This is a genomic window from Microbacterium invictum, assembly GCF_014197265.1.
Classification (GTDB): domain Bacteria; phylum Actinomycetota; class Actinomycetes; order Actinomycetales; family Microbacteriaceae; genus Microbacterium; species Microbacterium invictum.
Window position 1 is genome coordinate 1078168 of the sequence record NZ_JACIFH010000001.1, and the last position, 16123, is coordinate 1094290.

16 protein-coding genes are annotated in these 16123 nt (G+C 69.2%); 11 read left to right on the forward strand and 5 right to left on the reverse strand.

Annotated elements, in window-relative coordinates; all coding sequences use genetic code 11:
- Together BKA10_RS05210 and BKA10_RS05215 are read left to right on the forward strand one after the other, a co-directional pair.
- Positions 1–759, forward strand: coding sequence for an SGNH/GDSL hydrolase family protein (locus tag BKA10_RS05210; protein WP_183498916.1), 759 nt, complete (start codon positions 1–3; stop codon positions 757–759).
- A gap of 88 nt (positions 760–847) precedes the next feature.
- Positions 848–1105, forward strand: a complete 258-nt coding sequence (locus tag BKA10_RS05215; RefSeq protein ID WP_183501064.1) for a DUF6458 family protein — start codon at positions 848–850, stop codon at positions 1103–1105.
- A 3-nt stretch (positions 1106–1108) separates the two neighbouring features.
- On the opposite strand, the gene BKA10_RS05220 is transcribed toward BKA10_RS05215, so the two are convergent.
- Positions 1109–2434 carry an MFS transporter gene (locus BKA10_RS05220; protein WP_248198951.1) on the reverse strand — a complete coding sequence of 442 codons (1326 nt, stop codon included), beginning with the start codon at positions 2432–2434 and terminating at the stop codon, positions 1109–1111.
- Positions 2435–2507: 73 nt separating this feature from the next.
- Here BKA10_RS05220 and BKA10_RS05225 point away from each other — a divergent pair, with 73 nt between their 5' ends.
- Positions 2508–4094: a cation:proton antiporter gene (locus tag BKA10_RS05225; protein WP_183498917.1), complete on the forward strand. Its 1587-nt coding sequence runs from the start codon at positions 2508–2510 to the stop codon at positions 4092–4094.
- A gap of 1 nt (position 4095) precedes the next feature.
- Here the strand turns inward: BKA10_RS05225 and BKA10_RS05230 are convergent, their stop codons facing one another.
- On the reverse strand, positions 4096–5313 hold the full coding sequence (locus tag BKA10_RS05230) for an FAD-dependent oxidoreductase (protein WP_183498918.1): 1218 nt from the start codon (positions 5311–5313) through the stop codon (positions 4096–4098).
- A gap of 59 nt (positions 5314–5372) precedes the next feature.
- Between BKA10_RS05230 and BKA10_RS05235 the strand changes: the two genes are divergently transcribed.
- The 3 genes from BKA10_RS05235 (at position 5373) to BKA10_RS05240 (ending at position 7880) form a co-directional block, all read left to right on the forward strand.
- The gene (locus tag BKA10_RS05235; protein WP_183498919.1) at positions 5373–6116 is read left to right on the forward strand and encodes a formylglycine-generating enzyme family protein; all 744 of its coding nucleotides are present in this window, start codon (positions 5373–5375) and stop codon (positions 6114–6116) included.
- A gap of 100 nt (positions 6117–6216) precedes the next feature.
- Positions 6217–6636 carry a YciI family protein gene (locus BKA10_RS16605; RefSeq protein ID WP_206686500.1) on the forward strand — a complete coding sequence of 140 codons (420 nt, stop codon included), beginning with the start codon at positions 6217–6219 and terminating at the stop codon, positions 6634–6636.
- A complete protein-coding gene (locus tag BKA10_RS05240) occupies positions 6633–7880 on the forward strand; it encodes a sigma-70 family RNA polymerase sigma factor (RefSeq protein ID WP_308221557.1) in 1248 nt (415 codons plus the stop codon). Before BKA10_RS16605 ends, BKA10_RS05240 begins: the two co-directional genes overlap by 4 nt.
- A gap of 258 nt (positions 7881–8138) precedes the next feature.
- Here BKA10_RS05240 and BKA10_RS05245 read toward each other — a convergent pair whose 3' ends face one another.
- The gene (locus BKA10_RS05245; RefSeq protein WP_183498921.1) at positions 8139–8642 is read right to left on the reverse strand and encodes a hypothetical protein; all 504 of its coding nucleotides are present in this window, start codon (positions 8640–8642) and stop codon (positions 8139–8141) included.
- Between the two features lie 437 nt (positions 8643–9079).
- Between BKA10_RS05245 and BKA10_RS05250 the strand changes: the two genes are divergently transcribed.
- Positions 9080–10000, forward strand: coding sequence for an AEC family transporter (locus tag BKA10_RS05250; RefSeq protein ID WP_183498922.1), 921 nt, complete (start codon positions 9080–9082; stop codon positions 9998–10000).
- Between the two features lie 121 nt (positions 10001–10121).
- Positions 10122–10676 carry an HdeD family acid-resistance protein gene (locus BKA10_RS05255; protein WP_183498923.1) on the forward strand — a complete coding sequence of 185 codons (555 nt, stop codon included), beginning with the start codon at positions 10122–10124 and terminating at the stop codon, positions 10674–10676.
- A gap of 64 nt (positions 10677–10740) precedes the next feature.
- Here the strand turns inward: BKA10_RS05255 and BKA10_RS05260 are convergent, their stop codons facing one another.
- Together BKA10_RS05260 and BKA10_RS05265 are read right to left on the reverse strand one after the other, a co-directional pair.
- Positions 10741–12741: a prolyl oligopeptidase family serine peptidase gene (locus BKA10_RS05260; RefSeq protein WP_183498924.1), complete on the reverse strand. Its 2001-nt coding sequence runs from the start codon at positions 12739–12741 to the stop codon at positions 10741–10743.
- Between the two features lie 2 nt (positions 12742–12743).
- Positions 12744–13508, reverse strand: coding sequence for an SDR family oxidoreductase (locus BKA10_RS05265; protein ID WP_183498925.1), 765 nt, complete (start codon positions 13506–13508; stop codon positions 12744–12746).
- Positions 13509–13637: 129 nt separating this feature from the next.
- Between BKA10_RS05265 and BKA10_RS05270 the strand changes: the two genes are divergently transcribed.
- From BKA10_RS05270 to BKA10_RS05280, 3 genes are read left to right on the forward strand one after another with little or no spacing between them, the layout of a single operon-like run.
- Positions 13638–14129, forward strand: coding sequence for an NfeD family protein (locus BKA10_RS05270; protein ID WP_183498926.1), 492 nt, complete (start codon positions 13638–13640; stop codon positions 14127–14129).
- Entirely contained in the window at positions 14122–15249 is a 1128-nt protein-coding gene (locus BKA10_RS05275) for an SPFH domain-containing protein (RefSeq protein ID WP_241739909.1), read from the forward strand. Before BKA10_RS05270 ends, BKA10_RS05275 begins: the two co-directional genes overlap by 8 nt.
- Positions 15246–16019, forward strand: coding sequence for a glycerophosphodiester phosphodiesterase family protein (locus BKA10_RS05280; protein ID WP_183498927.1), 774 nt, complete (start codon positions 15246–15248; stop codon positions 16017–16019). Before BKA10_RS05275 ends, BKA10_RS05280 begins: the two co-directional genes overlap by 4 nt.
- The last annotated feature ends 104 nt before the right edge of the window (positions 16020–16123 follow it).

A 16123-nucleotide genomic window follows, 5' to 3' on the forward strand; every position in this document is an offset into this window, starting at 1 on the left:
GTGGCATCCGTTCGATTCGTCGCCATCGGCGACTCTTTCACCGAAGGCGTCGGCGACGTGCTCCCCGACGGCACCGTGCGCGGCTGGGCCGATCTGGTCGCCGAAGGCTGGGCGCGCTCCCGAGGCGAGGCGATCGAGTACGCGAACTTCGCGATCCGCGGGAAGCTCGTGTGGCCGATCGTCGCACAGCAGCTCGAGCCGGCGCTCGCGCTGAAGCCGACGCACCTTTCCTTCAACGGCGGCGGCAACGACATGCTGCGCCCGCGCACGTCGATCGCGCACATCACCGACGCGTTCGCGCAGGTGCTGCGGCGCTGCGACGAGGAAGGCGTCACGCTCGTGCTGCTGTCGGGCGCCAACCCGAGCGCTCAGCTGCCGCTGAGCCCGCTCATCCAGCGACGCGGCGACCTGATGTCGGCCGCGGTGGTTGAGATGCTCGCCGACCGGCCCGACGTCATCCGCGCGCTGAACTGGCCCGACCACGAGCTGTCGGACCCCTCGTACTGGTCCGAAGACCGGCTGCACATGAACGCGCGGGGTCACCACCGCGTCGCGGCGCGCGTGCTGGATGCGCTCGGCGAGCAGGTGCCCGCCGGCTGGTGGTCGCTGCCGCCGCTGTCGGCGGCCGAGCGGCTCGGCCGGCAGCAGTACTTCCGCGAGCACCTCGCGCCGTGGGTCAAGCGCCGGCTGACCGGCACCTCATCCGGCGACAACCGCGAGCCGAAGCATCCCGTATGGCTCGAGGTCGCACCCGCCTGAGCACAGCGGCGTGGACGATGTCAAGGGCGTCGCCGTCCCGGCATCCATCGGTCACGATGGCCACATCCCTGCAGTGAGGAGTGGTGTCATGGGCATCGGAACCGGAATCGTCCTGTTCGTCATCGGAGCCATCCTGGTCTTCGCCGTCAACGTGGAAGTGGAGTGGGTGAACCTCGACATGGTCGGGTACATCCTCATGGGCGCGGGCGTCGTCGTGTTCCTGATCGCGATCATCCTGATGGTGCGCCGCCGCACGACGCAATCGGTCACCCACACGACCGACCCGGCAGTCGGCGAGCGCGTGACGCGGACCGAGACGAGCACGCCCGACGATCCGCGCGTGTGACCGTCAGCGGCGCGGGCGGCGCGGCTCATCCATGCCGATGTGGATGCGGGTGCGCTTGCGCTCGATGCTGATGAAGGTCGCACCGATAAGCCACAGCGGCACCTGCGTGAGGAACGCGAGGCGGAACGCGTCGAGGTTGTAGGTCTCGGGCGTGCCGGCGCCCTGCAGGTCGAGCGCGAGACCGATCAGCAGGATCGCGAAGAGTGCCGCCAGGAACCCCCCGGCATTGGTCACTCCCGTCGCGGTGCTCAGCCGCTGGGCGGGATTGTGCGTGCGAGCGTGGTCGAACGCGATCATCGAGGCGGGTCCGCCCATCGCGAGCGCGAACGCGAGGACGTACAGCAGCCACAGCGGCGCGGGGCCGGGCCACGCGATCACCGCGAGCCATGCGATCATCTGGATGAACACCGTCGGCAGCACCAGTGCGCGGGAGCGCAGGTGGGGGATGCGGCGCGACAGTTCGCCCATCACCGGCCCGATGGCCATGCCGATGATGACGTAGGTGGAGGTGACACCGGCGGCGGCCGCTGTGGACAGGCCTTCGCCGGCGGTGAGGAACGGCATGCCCCACAGCAGCATGAACGCCGTGCCGGCGAACGGCGTCGTGAAGTGCGACCAGAACGCGAGCCGGGTGCCGGGGTGCGCCCATGCCGCGCGGATGCCCACGCCGGTGTCGACGGACGAGCGCACGACGCGGATGGCGCCGGTGCCGGTGTCGACCGTGACATCCGCGGTGACTTCGGGCGGGTGGTTGCGGATGACGGCGAACACGAGGAGGGCGAACAGGACGCCCAGTCCCGCGATGCTGCCGAACGTGATCGTCCAGGTTGTGGAATGCAGGAGCGCCGCCAGCGGGATGAGGGCGACCAACTGACCCGCCTGCCCGACGATGCCCGTGAGCTGCACCATGACCGGGGCGCGCTGCGCGGGGAACCACGTCGCGACCAGTCGCAGCACGCCGGGGAAGATGGCCGCGTCGCCGGCGCCCAGCAGCATGCGGGCGATGAGCGCGACCCCGACGCTGGGGGAGAGTGCCATGGTCAGCTGGCCCAGCGCCATCAGGATCATTCCGACCGTCATGATGGGGCGCGCGCCGAACCGGTCCAGCAGCACGCCGACGGGGATCTGCATGCCGCCGTACATGGCGAGCTGGACGACGGCGAACATCGACAGCGTCGCGGCGTCCGCGCCGAAGCGCTCCGCGGCATCGACCCCCACCGCGGCGAGGGAGCTCCGGTTCGTGATCGCAAGCACGTACGCGGCGACGCCGACCGTCCAGATCACCCACGCGCGCACGCCGGGTCCGGAGTATGAGTCGATGCGGGCCACCCGACAACGCTACCCACCCGGGCGGGGGCCGGCGCACCGACGCCACAGTCCGGCCCGGTAAACTGAGAACCTCATGGAATTCGTCGTCCTGCTCATCGGCCTCATGTTCGCAACGGTGCTGCTGGCAGGACTCGGAGAACGGATCCGGCTGCCGTACCCGGTGCTGGTGCTCATCTTCTCGGCGGCCGCCGCGTGGCTGCCGTTCGTGCCGGAGCTGCACATCGATCCCGAGCTGATCCTGCCGCTGTTCCTTCCGCCGCTGCTGTTCGCCGTCGCGCAGCGCAGCTCGTGGGGCGTGTTCCGGCTGCGCTGGAAGACGCTCGTCCTGATGGCCGTGCTCCTGGTGGCACTCACCGCGGTGGCGGTCGCGGGCGTCGCCTGGTACTTCATGCCGATACTGTCGTTCCCGGCCGCGATCGCGCTGGGCGCCATCGTCGCCCCGCCCGACCCGGTGGCCGTCGAGGCCGTGGCCGGCAAGGTGCGGATGCCGCGGCGCATCGTCACGATGCTGCAGACCGAAGGCCTGTTCAACGACGCGATGGCCATCGTCATCTTCCAGACCGCCGTGTCGGCGGCCCTCAGCGGCAGCGAGGTGGGCTGGGGCCTGATCCCGTCGTTCCTGGCCGGAGCCGCGGGCGCGGTCATCCTCGGCTTCCTGATGGCCTGGGTCGTCGGTGCGATCAACCGGGTGGTGCCCGATCGCACGGCGCGTACGGCCATCACGCTCGTGGCCCCGTACGCGGTGTACATGCTCTCCGAGCAGGTGCACTTCTCGGGTGTGGTCGCCGTCGTCGTGACCGCCGTCGAGCTCGTCCGGCGCGACCGGCCGCAGGACTCGCAGGAGCGCCTCACGCGCACCTCGTTCTGGGAGGTCGTCGAGATGCTCACCACCGGGGTCGCGTTCGGTCTCGTCGGCATCGAGATGCGCTACGTCATCGAAGACGAGGGCGCCAACCTGCTCGGCTGGGTTCCCGCGATCATCGCGATCTGCGTGGTGGTCGTGCTCGTCCGGTTGGTCTGGGTCGCCATCGTGCTCGGCGCCGGCTGGCGTGCGGAGGGCGTGCCCGAGGAGAAACGCGTGTCGCTGTCGTCCCGGTTCAAGGACGTCATTCTGGTCACGTGGTGCGGGATGCGCGGGCTCGCGACCCTCGCGCTCGCCCTCGCTCTGCCCACCGGGGTGGGTTCAGGACGCAACTTCGTCATCACCACGGCGTGCGCGGTCCTGTTCGTCACCCTCGTGATACCCGGCCTGACACTGCCCGCGCTCGTGAGGATTCTGCGGCCGGTCGACGACCACGCCCTCGTCGAGAGCGAGGAGCGCCAGATCGCTCTGCGTGCCGAGCGGGCCGCGGTCACCGCGATCGCGAAGTCGCCGCACCTCGAAGGGCTCGACCCGGAGCTGGTGACGCGTGCACGGGCGCGGGTCAGCGGCCTGCACTCGGTGCTCGAGCACGACGACGACGTCATCGACGACGACTACGAGGCCGAGCAGCGCACGAAGGTGCGATCGGTCGAGTTCATGCTGCGCGACGCGCTGTCGGCGGCGCGGCGCGAGGTGCTCAGCATGCGCGGCGAGAAGGGCGTCGATCCCGAAGCCGTCAACGCCGTGCTGCGACGCCTGGACCTGCGCACGGTCTCGCTCGACTCGAACCCGCACTGAACTACGTCCGCGGCCGCCCCGCTCTGATCGCGGTCGCGACGTGCTCTGGTCGGAACCCCCTCCCGACGAGCCGTGACAGCACCCGGCGCGCGATCGGCGCCACCCCCGTCGCGATGACGGGTACGACACCCGGGATGCCGTGTCCGGCGGCGAGCGCGCCGATACCGCGGTGCGCCACGCGCTGCACCCGCTGCATGCGCAGCGCGGGGGACAGACGTCGACTCTGCAGGCGCGCCAGCACCTCGCTCAGCGGACCCGGCGCCGTCTGCAGCAGGTTCGCGAGCGCGACGGCATCCTGAATCGCATAGTTGACGCCGACGCCGAAGACCGGCGACATCGCGTGCGCTGCATCGCCTATGCAGACGACGCCGGGCCGGTACCATCGCTCGAGCGCATCGATCTGCACGGACAGCACCTTGATCTGGTCCCATGATTCGAGCGTGCCCACGACCGGGGCGATCGGCGGGGCGATGCGTGCGAGATGCTCGTGGAACGCATCGAGTCCGTTGTCGCGCAGGCGGCCGAAGCCGTCCTTCTCGATGACGCAGCCGGCCTGATAGTGGTCGCCGCGGTCGATCGTGAGCACAAGCCCGCCGCGGTCCGCATATCCGAGGGTCGTGGGCGGGGGCTCGGCGGGCTTGGGCAGGTGGAACCACAGCACATCGATCGGCACCCCGGCTGCGCGCGGCACCAGCCCGGCCGATGCGCGCACGCGCGAATCGCGCCCGTCCGCGGCGACGACCAGCGCTGCACGCAGCACGGACATCTGACCGCGCTCACTCACGGACACACCGACGACGCGCCCGTCTTCCTCGACGACCCCCTCGACCTCGGTGCCCATCCGCAGGTCGAAACCCGGCAGCGCACGCCCTTCGCGCGCAAGGAAGTCCAGGAAGTCCCACTGCGGCGCGAACACCAGGAAATCGTCGGGCGGGCCGAGGGTGCGGAAGTCGACGAAGGCCAGGCGACGGCCGGCGATGACGGCGTCCATCGTGTGGATCCGGGTCACCGGCAGTTCGAGGAAGCGCTCGCGCAGGCCGAGTTCGCCCAGGATCGTCAACGTCGACGGGTGGATGGTGTCGCCGCGGAAGTCCCGCAGGAAGTCGTCGTGCTTCTCGAGCACCGCGATGCGCCGGCCCGCCCGGGCCAGCAGGTAGCCGAGCATCACGCCGGCGGGGCCACCACCGGCGATCACGACGTCGTAGGAGGAATCGCCCATACCTGTAGCGCAGACCCGTAGCGCGCCGTTGTCAACCCCCGACGTGCGAGACTGCCGGGATGACCGACATCGAGCTGGCCCGGATCGGTGGTGGCTCGGTGGTCCTGCACGATGCGCGCCGCAAGATGCGCCGCACCGTCACGCTCGAGCCCTTCGAGATCGGCGTCTTCGCCGTCACCGAGGAGCAGCTGGCCGAGCTGCTCGGAGAACCGGCATCCCATCCCCGTCGGCCCGCCGTCGACGTCAGCTGGCTGCGCGCGGTGCGCATGTGCAACGCCGCATCGGAATGGGAAGGACTCGACCCCGCCTACATGTTCGACGGCGAGGAGGTCCGGTGGCAGGTGGATGCCGACGGGTACCGACTGCCCACCGAAGCCGAGTGGGAGTTCGCGTGCCGTGCCGGGTCGAGCGCGGCGCACTACGGTCCGCTCGTGGATGTGGCGTGGACCGCGGCGGACGGACACCGGCATCCGCAGGACGTCGGCGGGAAGCACCCCAACCTGCACGGCCTCTTCGACACGCTCGGCAATGTGTGGGAGTGGTGCTGGGACCTGCTCGATCCGGCACGCTACCGCGATTACCGCGTGTTCCGCGGGGGCGGGTTCGCCGACGATGCATGGAGCGTCCGAGCGGGCACGCGGCGCGGGGGAGCACCGCGGATGCACCACGACGATGTCGGCCTCCGGCTCGCGCGGGGCGGGTTCGACGCGGTCGACGCGGCGCAGGGCTGGTCGACAGCCGCGGACCGCGAGCGGGCGCTGAGCGACGGCCCGCTGCCGCCGGGGTGGACACCGCTGCGGTGATCCACGAAGAATCTTGTGAAGGTCATGTCGATTTCGCCGGCGGCCGTTCGACGTCTTGGTGAGGGCGCACCCGGCGCCTGCGACACAAGGAGATGGACAGATGAAGCACATGCTGATCATGCGGGCCTCCCAGGCCGCGGCCGACGCCTACGAAAAGATGGACTTCGAAGCGGTCATCAACGCGATGGGCGCCTACAACGAGCAGCTCATGAAGGCAGGCGTCATGGCCGGCGGCGACGGACTCGCGCCCGAACCGGGCTGGGTCGTCGACTTCGACGGCGAGACGCCGGTCGTCAGCGACGGCCCTTACGGGGAGGTCCACGAGCTGTTCAACGGCTTCTGGATTCTCGACACGTCCACGGCCGAAGAGGCTCTCGAGTGGGCGAAGCGCTGTCCGTTGGGCCCGGGCGCCAAGCTGGAGGTGCGGCGGATCACCGACGAGAGCGACTTCGCCGACTACAGCGACAACGAATACGTGCAGAAGGAAGCCGGCTGGCGCGAGGAGCTGGAGTCGAAGTGACCGCGCTCGACGTCTCTCGCGCGGTCGAGGCCGTCTGGCGCATCGAGGGCGCGCGCATCATCGCGACGCTCGCGAAGATGACCGGCGACCTCGGCCTCGCGGAGGACGTCGCGCAGGAAGCGGTCGCCGAAGCCCTGGCAGCCTGGCCCGAGCACGGCGTGCCCGCCAACACGGGCGCATGGCTGACCACCGTCGCCAAGCGCCGGGTCATCGACGCGTGGCGGCGCCGCGAACGCCTCGATGAACGCCACCGCACCATCGCACACGCTCTGTCTGAGGCGACCGAAGACGAGTGGATGCCGATAGAAGACGACCTGCTGCGGCTCGTGTTCACGGCGTGTCATCCGACGCTGTCGCGCGAGTCGCAGATCGCTCTGACGCTGCGCGTCGTCGGTGGTCTGACCACAGTCGAGATCGCGCGGATGCTGCTGGTGCCGGTCGCCACCGTGCAGGCACGGATCACGCGGGCGAAGAAGACGCTAGCGGCGGCGAACGTGCCCTTCGAAGCGCCCGATCCGTCGGAGTGGAGCGAGCGGCTCGGGGGAGTGCTCGGGGTCGTCTACCTGATATTCACCGAGGGCTATGCCGCGACGACGGGATCCAAGGGCACGCGCCCCGATCTCGCCGACGAAGCCCTGCGGCTCGGTCGGGTCATTGCGGGGCTGCTGCCGCGCGAGCCTGATGCGCACGCGCTGGTCGCGCTGATGGAGTTCCAGCGGTCGCGGTTCGGGGCACGCGAGGACCGTGACGGAGCGCCGGTGCTGCTGGCCGATCAGGACCGCACCCTATGGAACCGCGCACAGATCCGTCGGGGCCAGGCGGCGCTGGATCGCGCGGATGAGGCTGCCGCGGCGCGTCGGCGGGGGAGAGGCTCCTACGCGCTGCAGGCTGCGATCGCCGAGCGCCACTGCGTCGCCACGTCCGTGGACGACACGGACTGGGAGCGCATCGTCGTGCTCTACGAGGCGCTGGGACGGATCACTCCGAGCCCGATCGTCGACCTCAACCGCGCGGTCGCAGTATCGATGGCGACGGGACCGGCCACCGCACTGCGCATCGTCGACGACCTCGCCGCGACGGAGCGGCTGCGCGGATCGCCGCTGCTGCCGAGCGTGCGCGGAGAGCTGCTGGCGCGACTCGGGCGTGCGGAGGAAGCGCGCTCGGAGTTCGAGACCGCGGCATCCCTCACCCCCAACGATGCCCAGCGATCGGTGCTCGAGCGGAAGGCCGCTGCGCTGGGGTGACTCACCGCGGGACTCGAATGCGCGGACAGCGAGCACCGCGTCGGGTGTCTTGGGGTACAGGACGTAGGTCACGTCCGGTCCCCACGGGGCGAGCCCGAGGAGCCGGCCGATCGCTCCCTGGGCGACACCGCGGTCCGCGTGCTCACCAGCCACGTCGAACCCCTCATACACAGACTTCCCGACAGACCCGCGCGTAGGGATTACCCACAAGAACCTGCAGGTACGTCAGTCCCACCGCCAGCCGGCCCGCGTGGAGGGCTACTTCTGGACGATGATGAGGTTCACGCCGTTATCCGGGTGATAGCTCCATTGCGCGGAGAAACTGTCCCATTCACCGCTTAGCCGCCCGTCGAGCGACCGGGTCTGGCCCATGCTCTCAATCAGCCATTTCGGCATTTCTAAGCTCTCTTGCACGCAGGTGAGAGCCAAGGAGCTCACGCCGAGCACGTCGTCGTCTTGTGGCTTGGTGGCCACGATGAGAGTCTGCCCGCCGTCTTCTACCGAAACGACCCCATCGAAGTACTCATCGAACAGCTCGCCAGCTTCCTCGTCGGTGAGGCCTTCCGCGTTGTCTTTGGCGGGCTTGTCGGCACTGTCCTCGGTGGCGGACAGCCGCAACAACGGCTTGTTGCCTGCGCACTCGGCGCCAGCCCGCTCGATCGGTGTGGGCTGCGACAAAGCGAAGGCCAACCCAGCACCTGCGCCGGCGAGGATGAGCACGGCACTGGCAGCGATAAGCCAGCGGACCCACTTCGCGGTCATACGGGGTACAGGAGGACTTGGCATGTCGGGCTGCGGCGATGCAGCCTCGGGGGTCGGATCCTGGTCGGTCACAGTGCAGCCTGTCTGCTCGGCGGGAAGATGAGAGGTCTCTCATCCGCAACCATAGCGAGCGCGGCGGACACTGGCCGGCAGGGAACTAGCAGGGGGAGTCGTGCCAGGTGTCGTATTCGCATCCAAGGGGAACATGCCATCTTCGAGCTGACATAATGTGCATTATCGGCGAAAGCACGACAAGCGATGCAGACTCGGCGTCTGCCCGATTACAGCGCCGAGCCGATGTCTGTTCGCGCGAAGTCGTTGCCGAATCTCAGGACGGCAGCCCGTCCGCGCAGGCAGAAAGGTGGAAGATAAGGACGAATCGCGTTGGCGGCGGGCACCCGCACGGAGACGCCCTCCAACCGCCATAGGCTCGAAGCATGCTGGATACGCTCACCGGGTTCGTCGTGGTGGGCGTCGCGATCCTGGTGGGCTGGATCATCGGACGCATCGATCTGCTCGGCCCGCACGCGCGCCACGTCCTCAGCCGACTGACGTTCTTCGTCCTGTCCCCGTTTCTGCTGTTCGTCGTGCTGGCGCAAGCAGACATCCATCTGCTCTTTTCGGCCCTGCTGCCCGTGTCGGCGATCGCCGCGGTCTTCGTGTTCGCCATCGCCATCGTCGTCATGCGGTTCGTCTGGCGTCGTGACGTCGGCGAGACGCTCATCGGCACCCTGTCGGCCGGCCAGGTCAACTCGAACAACATGGGCATTCCGCTGTCGCTGTACCTGTTGGGCAGTGCAGCGTACCCTGCACCGGTCATCCTGCTGCAGCTGCTGGTCTTCACGCCGATCTCGATGGCGATCTTCGAGGCGGTCTCGACGGGTCAGCGACGCATGATCCCCATCCTCCGGCGCACCGTCACCAACCCCATCGTCCTGGGCTCTGTGCTCGGCGTGATCGTCTCGGCATCCGGCATCCAGATGCCCCCGATCGTCATCGAGCCGCTGACGCTCATCGCGGACGCCTGCGTTCCCGTGCTGCTGATCACCTACGGCATCTCACTGCACGGCCAGCGCGTGTTCGGCGCATCCGGCCGACGGCGCGACATCGTGCTCGCGACGAGCCTGAAACTGATCGTGATGCCGGTGGCCGCCTGGGCCGCCGCCACTTTCCTGTTCCAGTTGCCCGCGCACGACGTGCTCATTGTGACCGTGCTCGCGGCGCTGCCGACAGCGCAGAATGTCTTCAACTACGCCCAGCGCTACGACGTCGGCGAGACCGTCGCACGCGATACCGTCTTCCTCACCACGGTCGGCTGCGTGCCGGTTCTGCTCCTGATCATGGTCTTTCTCGGCTGAAAACGAACGGATGCCGATCTGAGAACGATGCGACTCCCCCGCGAGTCGGTGTCCTCCCTGTTGCATTCGAAGGTCTAACCTGAAGGAGTTTCCGCACAGGAATTTCCCAGAAAGGGCCCTCATGTCCACCGAAACCTCATTCGAGAAGTCGGCCGTCAACGGTATCCGCACCGCCCTCGGCATCGGCGGCGTCCTCGCGGTCATCCTCGGTATCCTCATCCTCGTCTGGCCGGGCAAGACCGCGATGGTCGTCACGGCCATCGTCGCGATCTACGCGATCGCCGCGGGACTTGCCTACGCCGGACTCGGGATCTTCTCCAAGACCAAGGGCGGGTGGGCGCGCGTCGGCCACATCGCCCTGGGCGTGCTGTTCATCATCGCCGGCATCATCGCGTTCTTCAATCTCGGCGCGACGACCGCCTGGCTGGCCGTGTTCGTCGGCATCCTCGTCGGAATCATGTGGATCATCGAAGGCGTGGTGTCGCTCTCGACCCTCGGCGACGCGGGGTCGAAGGGCTGGACGATCTTCTTCGCGATCCTCTCGATCATCGCGGGCATCGTGCTGCTGTTCTCGCCCCTCTGGGGTGCGGTCATCCTGTGGTGGCTGCTGGGCATCTCGGCGATCGTCCTCGGCATCATCAACATCGTGCGCGCGTTCACCTTCGGCAAGAAGTAACGCCCGCATACGAAGAACGCTCCGGAGCTCAACGGCTCCGGAGCGTTCTTCGTGCGTGTGGGCGTCAGCCCACCGGCAGGTGGCGCCGCCACCAGTCGACGATGGCGTCGAACCGCTCGACGCGGTGCCGCGGGCGGCCGCCACGGGTCAGCTCGTGGTCCTCCCCCGGGAACACGAGCATCTCCGCCTCGACGCCCTGGCGCTTCAGCGTGGCGTAGTAGCGCGTGGCCTGTTCGAGCGGGCACCGGTAGTCGAGCTCGGAGTGCAGCACCAGCGTCGGCGTCTTCACCTGCGAGATGACCGCCAGCGGGCTCTGCGCGGCGATCTGCTCGGGGTCCGTGCCGACGTACTCGTCGCCGAAGAACGATCCGATGTCGCTCGTGCCCACGAAGCTGGCCGGGTCGAGGAAGCCGCGCTCCACGATCGCACCGGCGAAGCGGTGATCGTGCGCGATGACCCACGCGGTCAGGTATCCGCCGTACGACCCGCCCATGACGCCGACGCGATCGCCGTCCAGCCGCCCGTCCGACGCGATGGCGCCGTCGAGGAAGTCCATGACGTCGTGGAAGTCCACCGTTCCCATCTTCCGGCGGATGCTGCGGCCGTGCGCCCGGCCATAGCCGGCGCTCCCCCGCGGGTTGCAGTAGACGACGGCGTACCCGGCGTCGACGAGCACCTGCGTCTCATCGAACAGATGTATGCCATACGAGGCATACGGCCCGCCGTGAATCTGCAGGATGACCGGGAACGGCCCCTCCCCCTCCGGCGTCGCGACCCAGCCGTGCACGGGGTACCCGTCGCGGCCACGGATCTCGAGCTCCGTCGGCACGATCAGGCCGCTGCGCTGCACCTTCGCCCCGAAGTCGGTGACGGTGCCCGCGCCGACCACGGCGAGTTCACCGAAGGTGTCGGGCGCGCGATACGCGACGACGATCCGGTCACCCTCATCGGTGTGCGCGGCGTCCTGACCGGCCACCTCGACGTCGCCGTCGAGGACGGTCGTGACCGCACCGTCGCGACCGATCCGCAAGAGCTCGACGCGTCCGCGGGTGCGGTTCTGCACGAGGAAGTCGTCGCCGATGACCGTGATGTGCGAGTCGACCTCGCCGAAGTCGAGGCTCTCGGCGTCGGTGAGCGCGCGCACGCCGTGGTCTTCGACCAGCCACAGTCCCACGCCCGGCGCGACGAAGTCCGTCCCCTCTGCGCCGACAGCCGACGCCAGCAGCGCGATGGTGCCATCCGCGGCGACGGCGGCGTCGCCGATCGACAGCCCGGCATCGCGGCCGACCACCTCCCGCTGCCCGGATCCGTCGACGGCCACGGAGATCAGGCGGGAGCGCAGATCGCGGCGCTCGGACTCGATCTCGTCGGGGAGCGTGAGCACTTCGCTGCCGTCGACGGTGAACACGACACCCTGGTGCGACTGGGAGCCGTCGGTCAGCTGGACGGCCTCGGCTGCGACGACCGTCTGCTTGGGGGCGGTTTCCCCCTCGGCGACCACGACGGGTGCCGGGGCGTAGAACGGTTCGGCGCCCGGGTCGGGTGCGTCGATCACGAACACGTGCGAAGGCCGGTCGATGATGTAGCCGAGACCATTGGCATGCCAGCGGATGCCGGTGATGCGGCGCGGCGGCTCCGCCGCGGCATCCCGCCCCTCCACGGTTCCGTAACGCCCCTTCTCGGGCACGCGGGCGGTGTAGGCCAGGCGTGTGCCATCGGGCGACCAGTCGAACGATCCCACGCCGGCAGTGGCGTCGGTGGCCTGCACCGGCTCCCCTCCCCCGGCATCCATCACGAAGATCTGCCCCTTGCCGGCGTCGTCACTGCGAACGAACGCGACGCGAGCACCGTCCGGGGACAGTCGCGGCGCACGGTCGGCCACGCCGCGCGTGAGACGCCGCGGTGTGGTGTTCGCCAGGTTGCGCAGATCGACCCGCCACAGCTGCCCGACCGTGCGGTCGGCGGCGACGTCGGGGCGCGAGGCCGCGAAGATCGCGAACGAGCCGTCAGGCGCGAGGGTGGGCCGGCCGACCGAGACGAGGCCGTCGATATCCGTCGCCCGCACGGTCACTCCCCACCGAACGAGCTGGTGTCGCCGATGAGGCGCGTGTTGTCGGCGGCGATCGGCTCGACCGCGGCGAGGGCGACCTCGGCGGCGAACTCCGACACGTTGTAGAGCTTGCCGGCTGACTCGCGACGCGAGGCGATGGCGCCGGGGTTCGCACGCTCGAGGAGCGTTGCGGTGATGGTGCCCTCGATCATGTCGCCCGAGACGACCACGAACTCCACGCCGCGCTCGGTGAGCGCGGGGATGCGCTCGCGCAGTGCGTCCTCGCCGGCACGCTTCGACAGCGCGACCGGCTCGTACTCGGGCATCGTCGGCGTCGTGCGGATGAAGTGGGCCTGGTGGCTCGTGACGAACACGACGCGGCCGCCCTCGGGCAGCAGCGGCAGGGCGGTCTCGAGCACGCTGACCTGCGCGTCGCGGTTCAGCAGCAGGGCGTAGTCCTCGGCCATCCCGCTCTCCATGCCGCCCGAGGCGTTGAGCACGAGGATGTCGAGGCTGCCGAAGCGCTCCTTGACGGCGTCGAACATCTCCTGGACGGATGCCGGATCGGTCAGATCCGCACCGACCACCAGCACCTCGACGCCCAGCTCGCGCAGCTCGGTCGCGAGCTTCTCGGCACGCGGCGCCTTGTTGCGGAAGTTGATGACGACATTCGCCCCGCCCTGGGCGAGATAGCGCGCCGTGTCGGCTCCGATGCCGCGCGACGACCCGGTGACGAGGGCGGTGCGGCCGGTGAGCGTGCCGGCGGGAATGGGCTGGGACATGGAACTGCTCCTGCGGAATCGGTGTGCGCGCGACGAGCGCCGCGACCGCTCCAAACTTTAGCAATCGCTTCCCGCCGGGCCGGCCGTGGTCCGATAGTGTCGAAGCAGGGATCTCGGGAAGGAGCGTCGATGCTGCCGGACCTCACGCAGTACATGTGGATCGTGTGGCTGGTGCTCGCGCTGCTGTTCGTCATCGTCGAGCTGATGACCCTCGAGTTCACTTTTCTCATGCTCGCCGCAGGCACTCTGATCGGCGGTCTCGGCGTGAACCTCCTCGGCGGCCCGTGGTGGCTGCAGGTGCTGATGGCGGCGGCGGTCTCGGGCCTGCTGCTGTTCACCATCCGCCCGCTCCTGCTCCGGGCCCTGCGGCGCAGCAGCGCCCTCCAGCCGACCAATGTCGACGCGCTCTACGGCATCAGCGCGCGCGTTCTCGTCCCGTTCGTCGACGGTGACGGCTCGGTCAAGCTCGACAACGGCGAGACCTGGACCGCTCGTCTCATCGACGGCGATGCGACACAGCTCGACGTCGGCAGCCGCGTCGTGGTGCGCGCCGTGCGCGGCGCGACGGTCGAGGTCGCTCCCGAAGCCGCCCCCGAAGAAAGGACCATCGACCATGGTTGACGTCGGAGCCTTCATCGGCCAGATATTCATCATCGTCCTGCTGGTCGTCGTCGCGATCTTCGTGATCGTGATGCTGTTCCGGTCGATCCGCATCATCCCGCAGGCCTACACCGGCGTCGTCGAGCGGCTCGGTCGCTACCAGCGCACGCTGAGCCCGGGCCTGAACCTGCTCGTGCCCTTCATCGACCGGCTCCGCCCCCTCGTCGACATGCGCGAGCAGGTCGTGTCCTTCCCCCCGCAGCCGGTCATCACCGAAGACAACCTGGTCGTCTCCATCGACACGGTCGTGTACTTCCAGGTCACCGACGCCCGCGCGGCGACCTACGAGATCGCGAACTACCTGAGCGCGGTCGAGCAGCTCACCACCACGACCCTGCGAAACGTCGTGGGCGGTCTGAACCTCGAAGAGGCGCTGACCAGCCGCGACAACATCAACGGCCAGCTGCGCGTCGTGCTCGACGAAGCCACCGGAAAGTGGGGCCTGCGCGTCTCGCGCGTCGAGCTGAAGGCGATCGACCCGCCCCACTCGATCCAGGATTCGATGGAGAAGCAGATGCGCGCCGAGCGCGAGCGCCGTGCCACGATCCTCACCGCCGAAGGATCCAAGCAGGCGCAGATCCTCGAAGCGGAGGGTCGCCGTCAGGGCGAGATCCTGCGCGCCGAGGGCGACAAGCAGGCCGCGGTCCTGCGCGCCCAGGGCGAGTCCGAGGCGATCAAGATGGTCTTCGACGCGATCCACGTGGGCGATCCGGACGACAAGCTGCTCGCCTATCAGTACCTGCAGACGCTGCCCAAGATCGCAGAGAGCCCGTCGAGCAAGCTGTGGATCGTGCCGAGCGAGCTGACCTCGGCGCTCAGCGGCATCGGCGAGGCGTTCGCCGGCCGGGCGCAGACCCGTCCGCACCGGGCGACACCCGCGGAAGGCTCCGGCACGGCGAGCGAGATCGCCGATGCCGCCGTCTCCGCCGCGCGCGACGCGGCCTCAGAGGCCGCAGAGATCACCACCGAAGCGCAGGCGATGCCCGGTGAGACGCGCGCGACGCTGCGGAGTTCTGCGGCGGAGGGTGCGCCCGCGGCTGCCCCCGACACGCCCGCGGCTGAGCCGCCGGCATCCACGTGACCCACCCCTGGTTCACGGCCGGACCGACACCGCGCGTACTGGCTCATCGCGGGCTCGTGCCGGCCGACTCCGAAGGGATCGCGGAGAACACGACGGCCGCGTTCGCCGCGGCGCACGCGGCCGGGGCGATCTACGTCGAGTCGGACTGTCATCTGACCGCCGACGGCGAAGTCGTCCTCTTCCACGACGAGGACCTGTCACGGGTGGCCGGTGACCCTCGGGCCGTGGCAGCGGTCACGTTCCGCGAACTGGAGCGCGTCATGGGCACGCGCGGCGGGCTGCTGAGCCTGCCGCAGGCCCTGGACGCATTCCCGACCTTGAGATTCAACCTCGACGTGAAGGTTGCTGCGGCGGCCGAGCCGATGGGCAGGGCCGTGGCCCGCCATGCCGAGCGCGTGCTGCTGTCGAGCTTCGATGACGACCGCCGCCGGGTCGCGATGGCCGCCGCCCGCGCGGCCGGCGGCGAGCCGGCCGCCTCGGCCGGAACAGGCACCATGGTGCGCGTTCTGGCGGCGGCCGCCGCCCACTCCGATCGCCTCGTGCGCCGAGCGCTGGCCGGCATCGATGCCCTCCAGATCCCCGAGCGATACGGGCGTCTGCGGGTGGTCACGCCACGCGTGATCGCCGCCGCGCACGGGGCCGGCGTCGAGGTGCACGTATGGACCGTCAACGACCCCGCCGAGATGGAGCGGCTCCTCGACATGGGGGTCGACGGCATCGTCACCGACCGCGCGGATGTGGCGCTGGCCACCGTGGCCGGCCGCGCGTAGTCGCGTCCACTGAAGATAGTCTGTGAAAGCCCGTCCGATCCAGGTTCCTCGGATGATCCGCACAGGTGGACGCGTTATACCTGAAGACGACGAGAGGACCACAC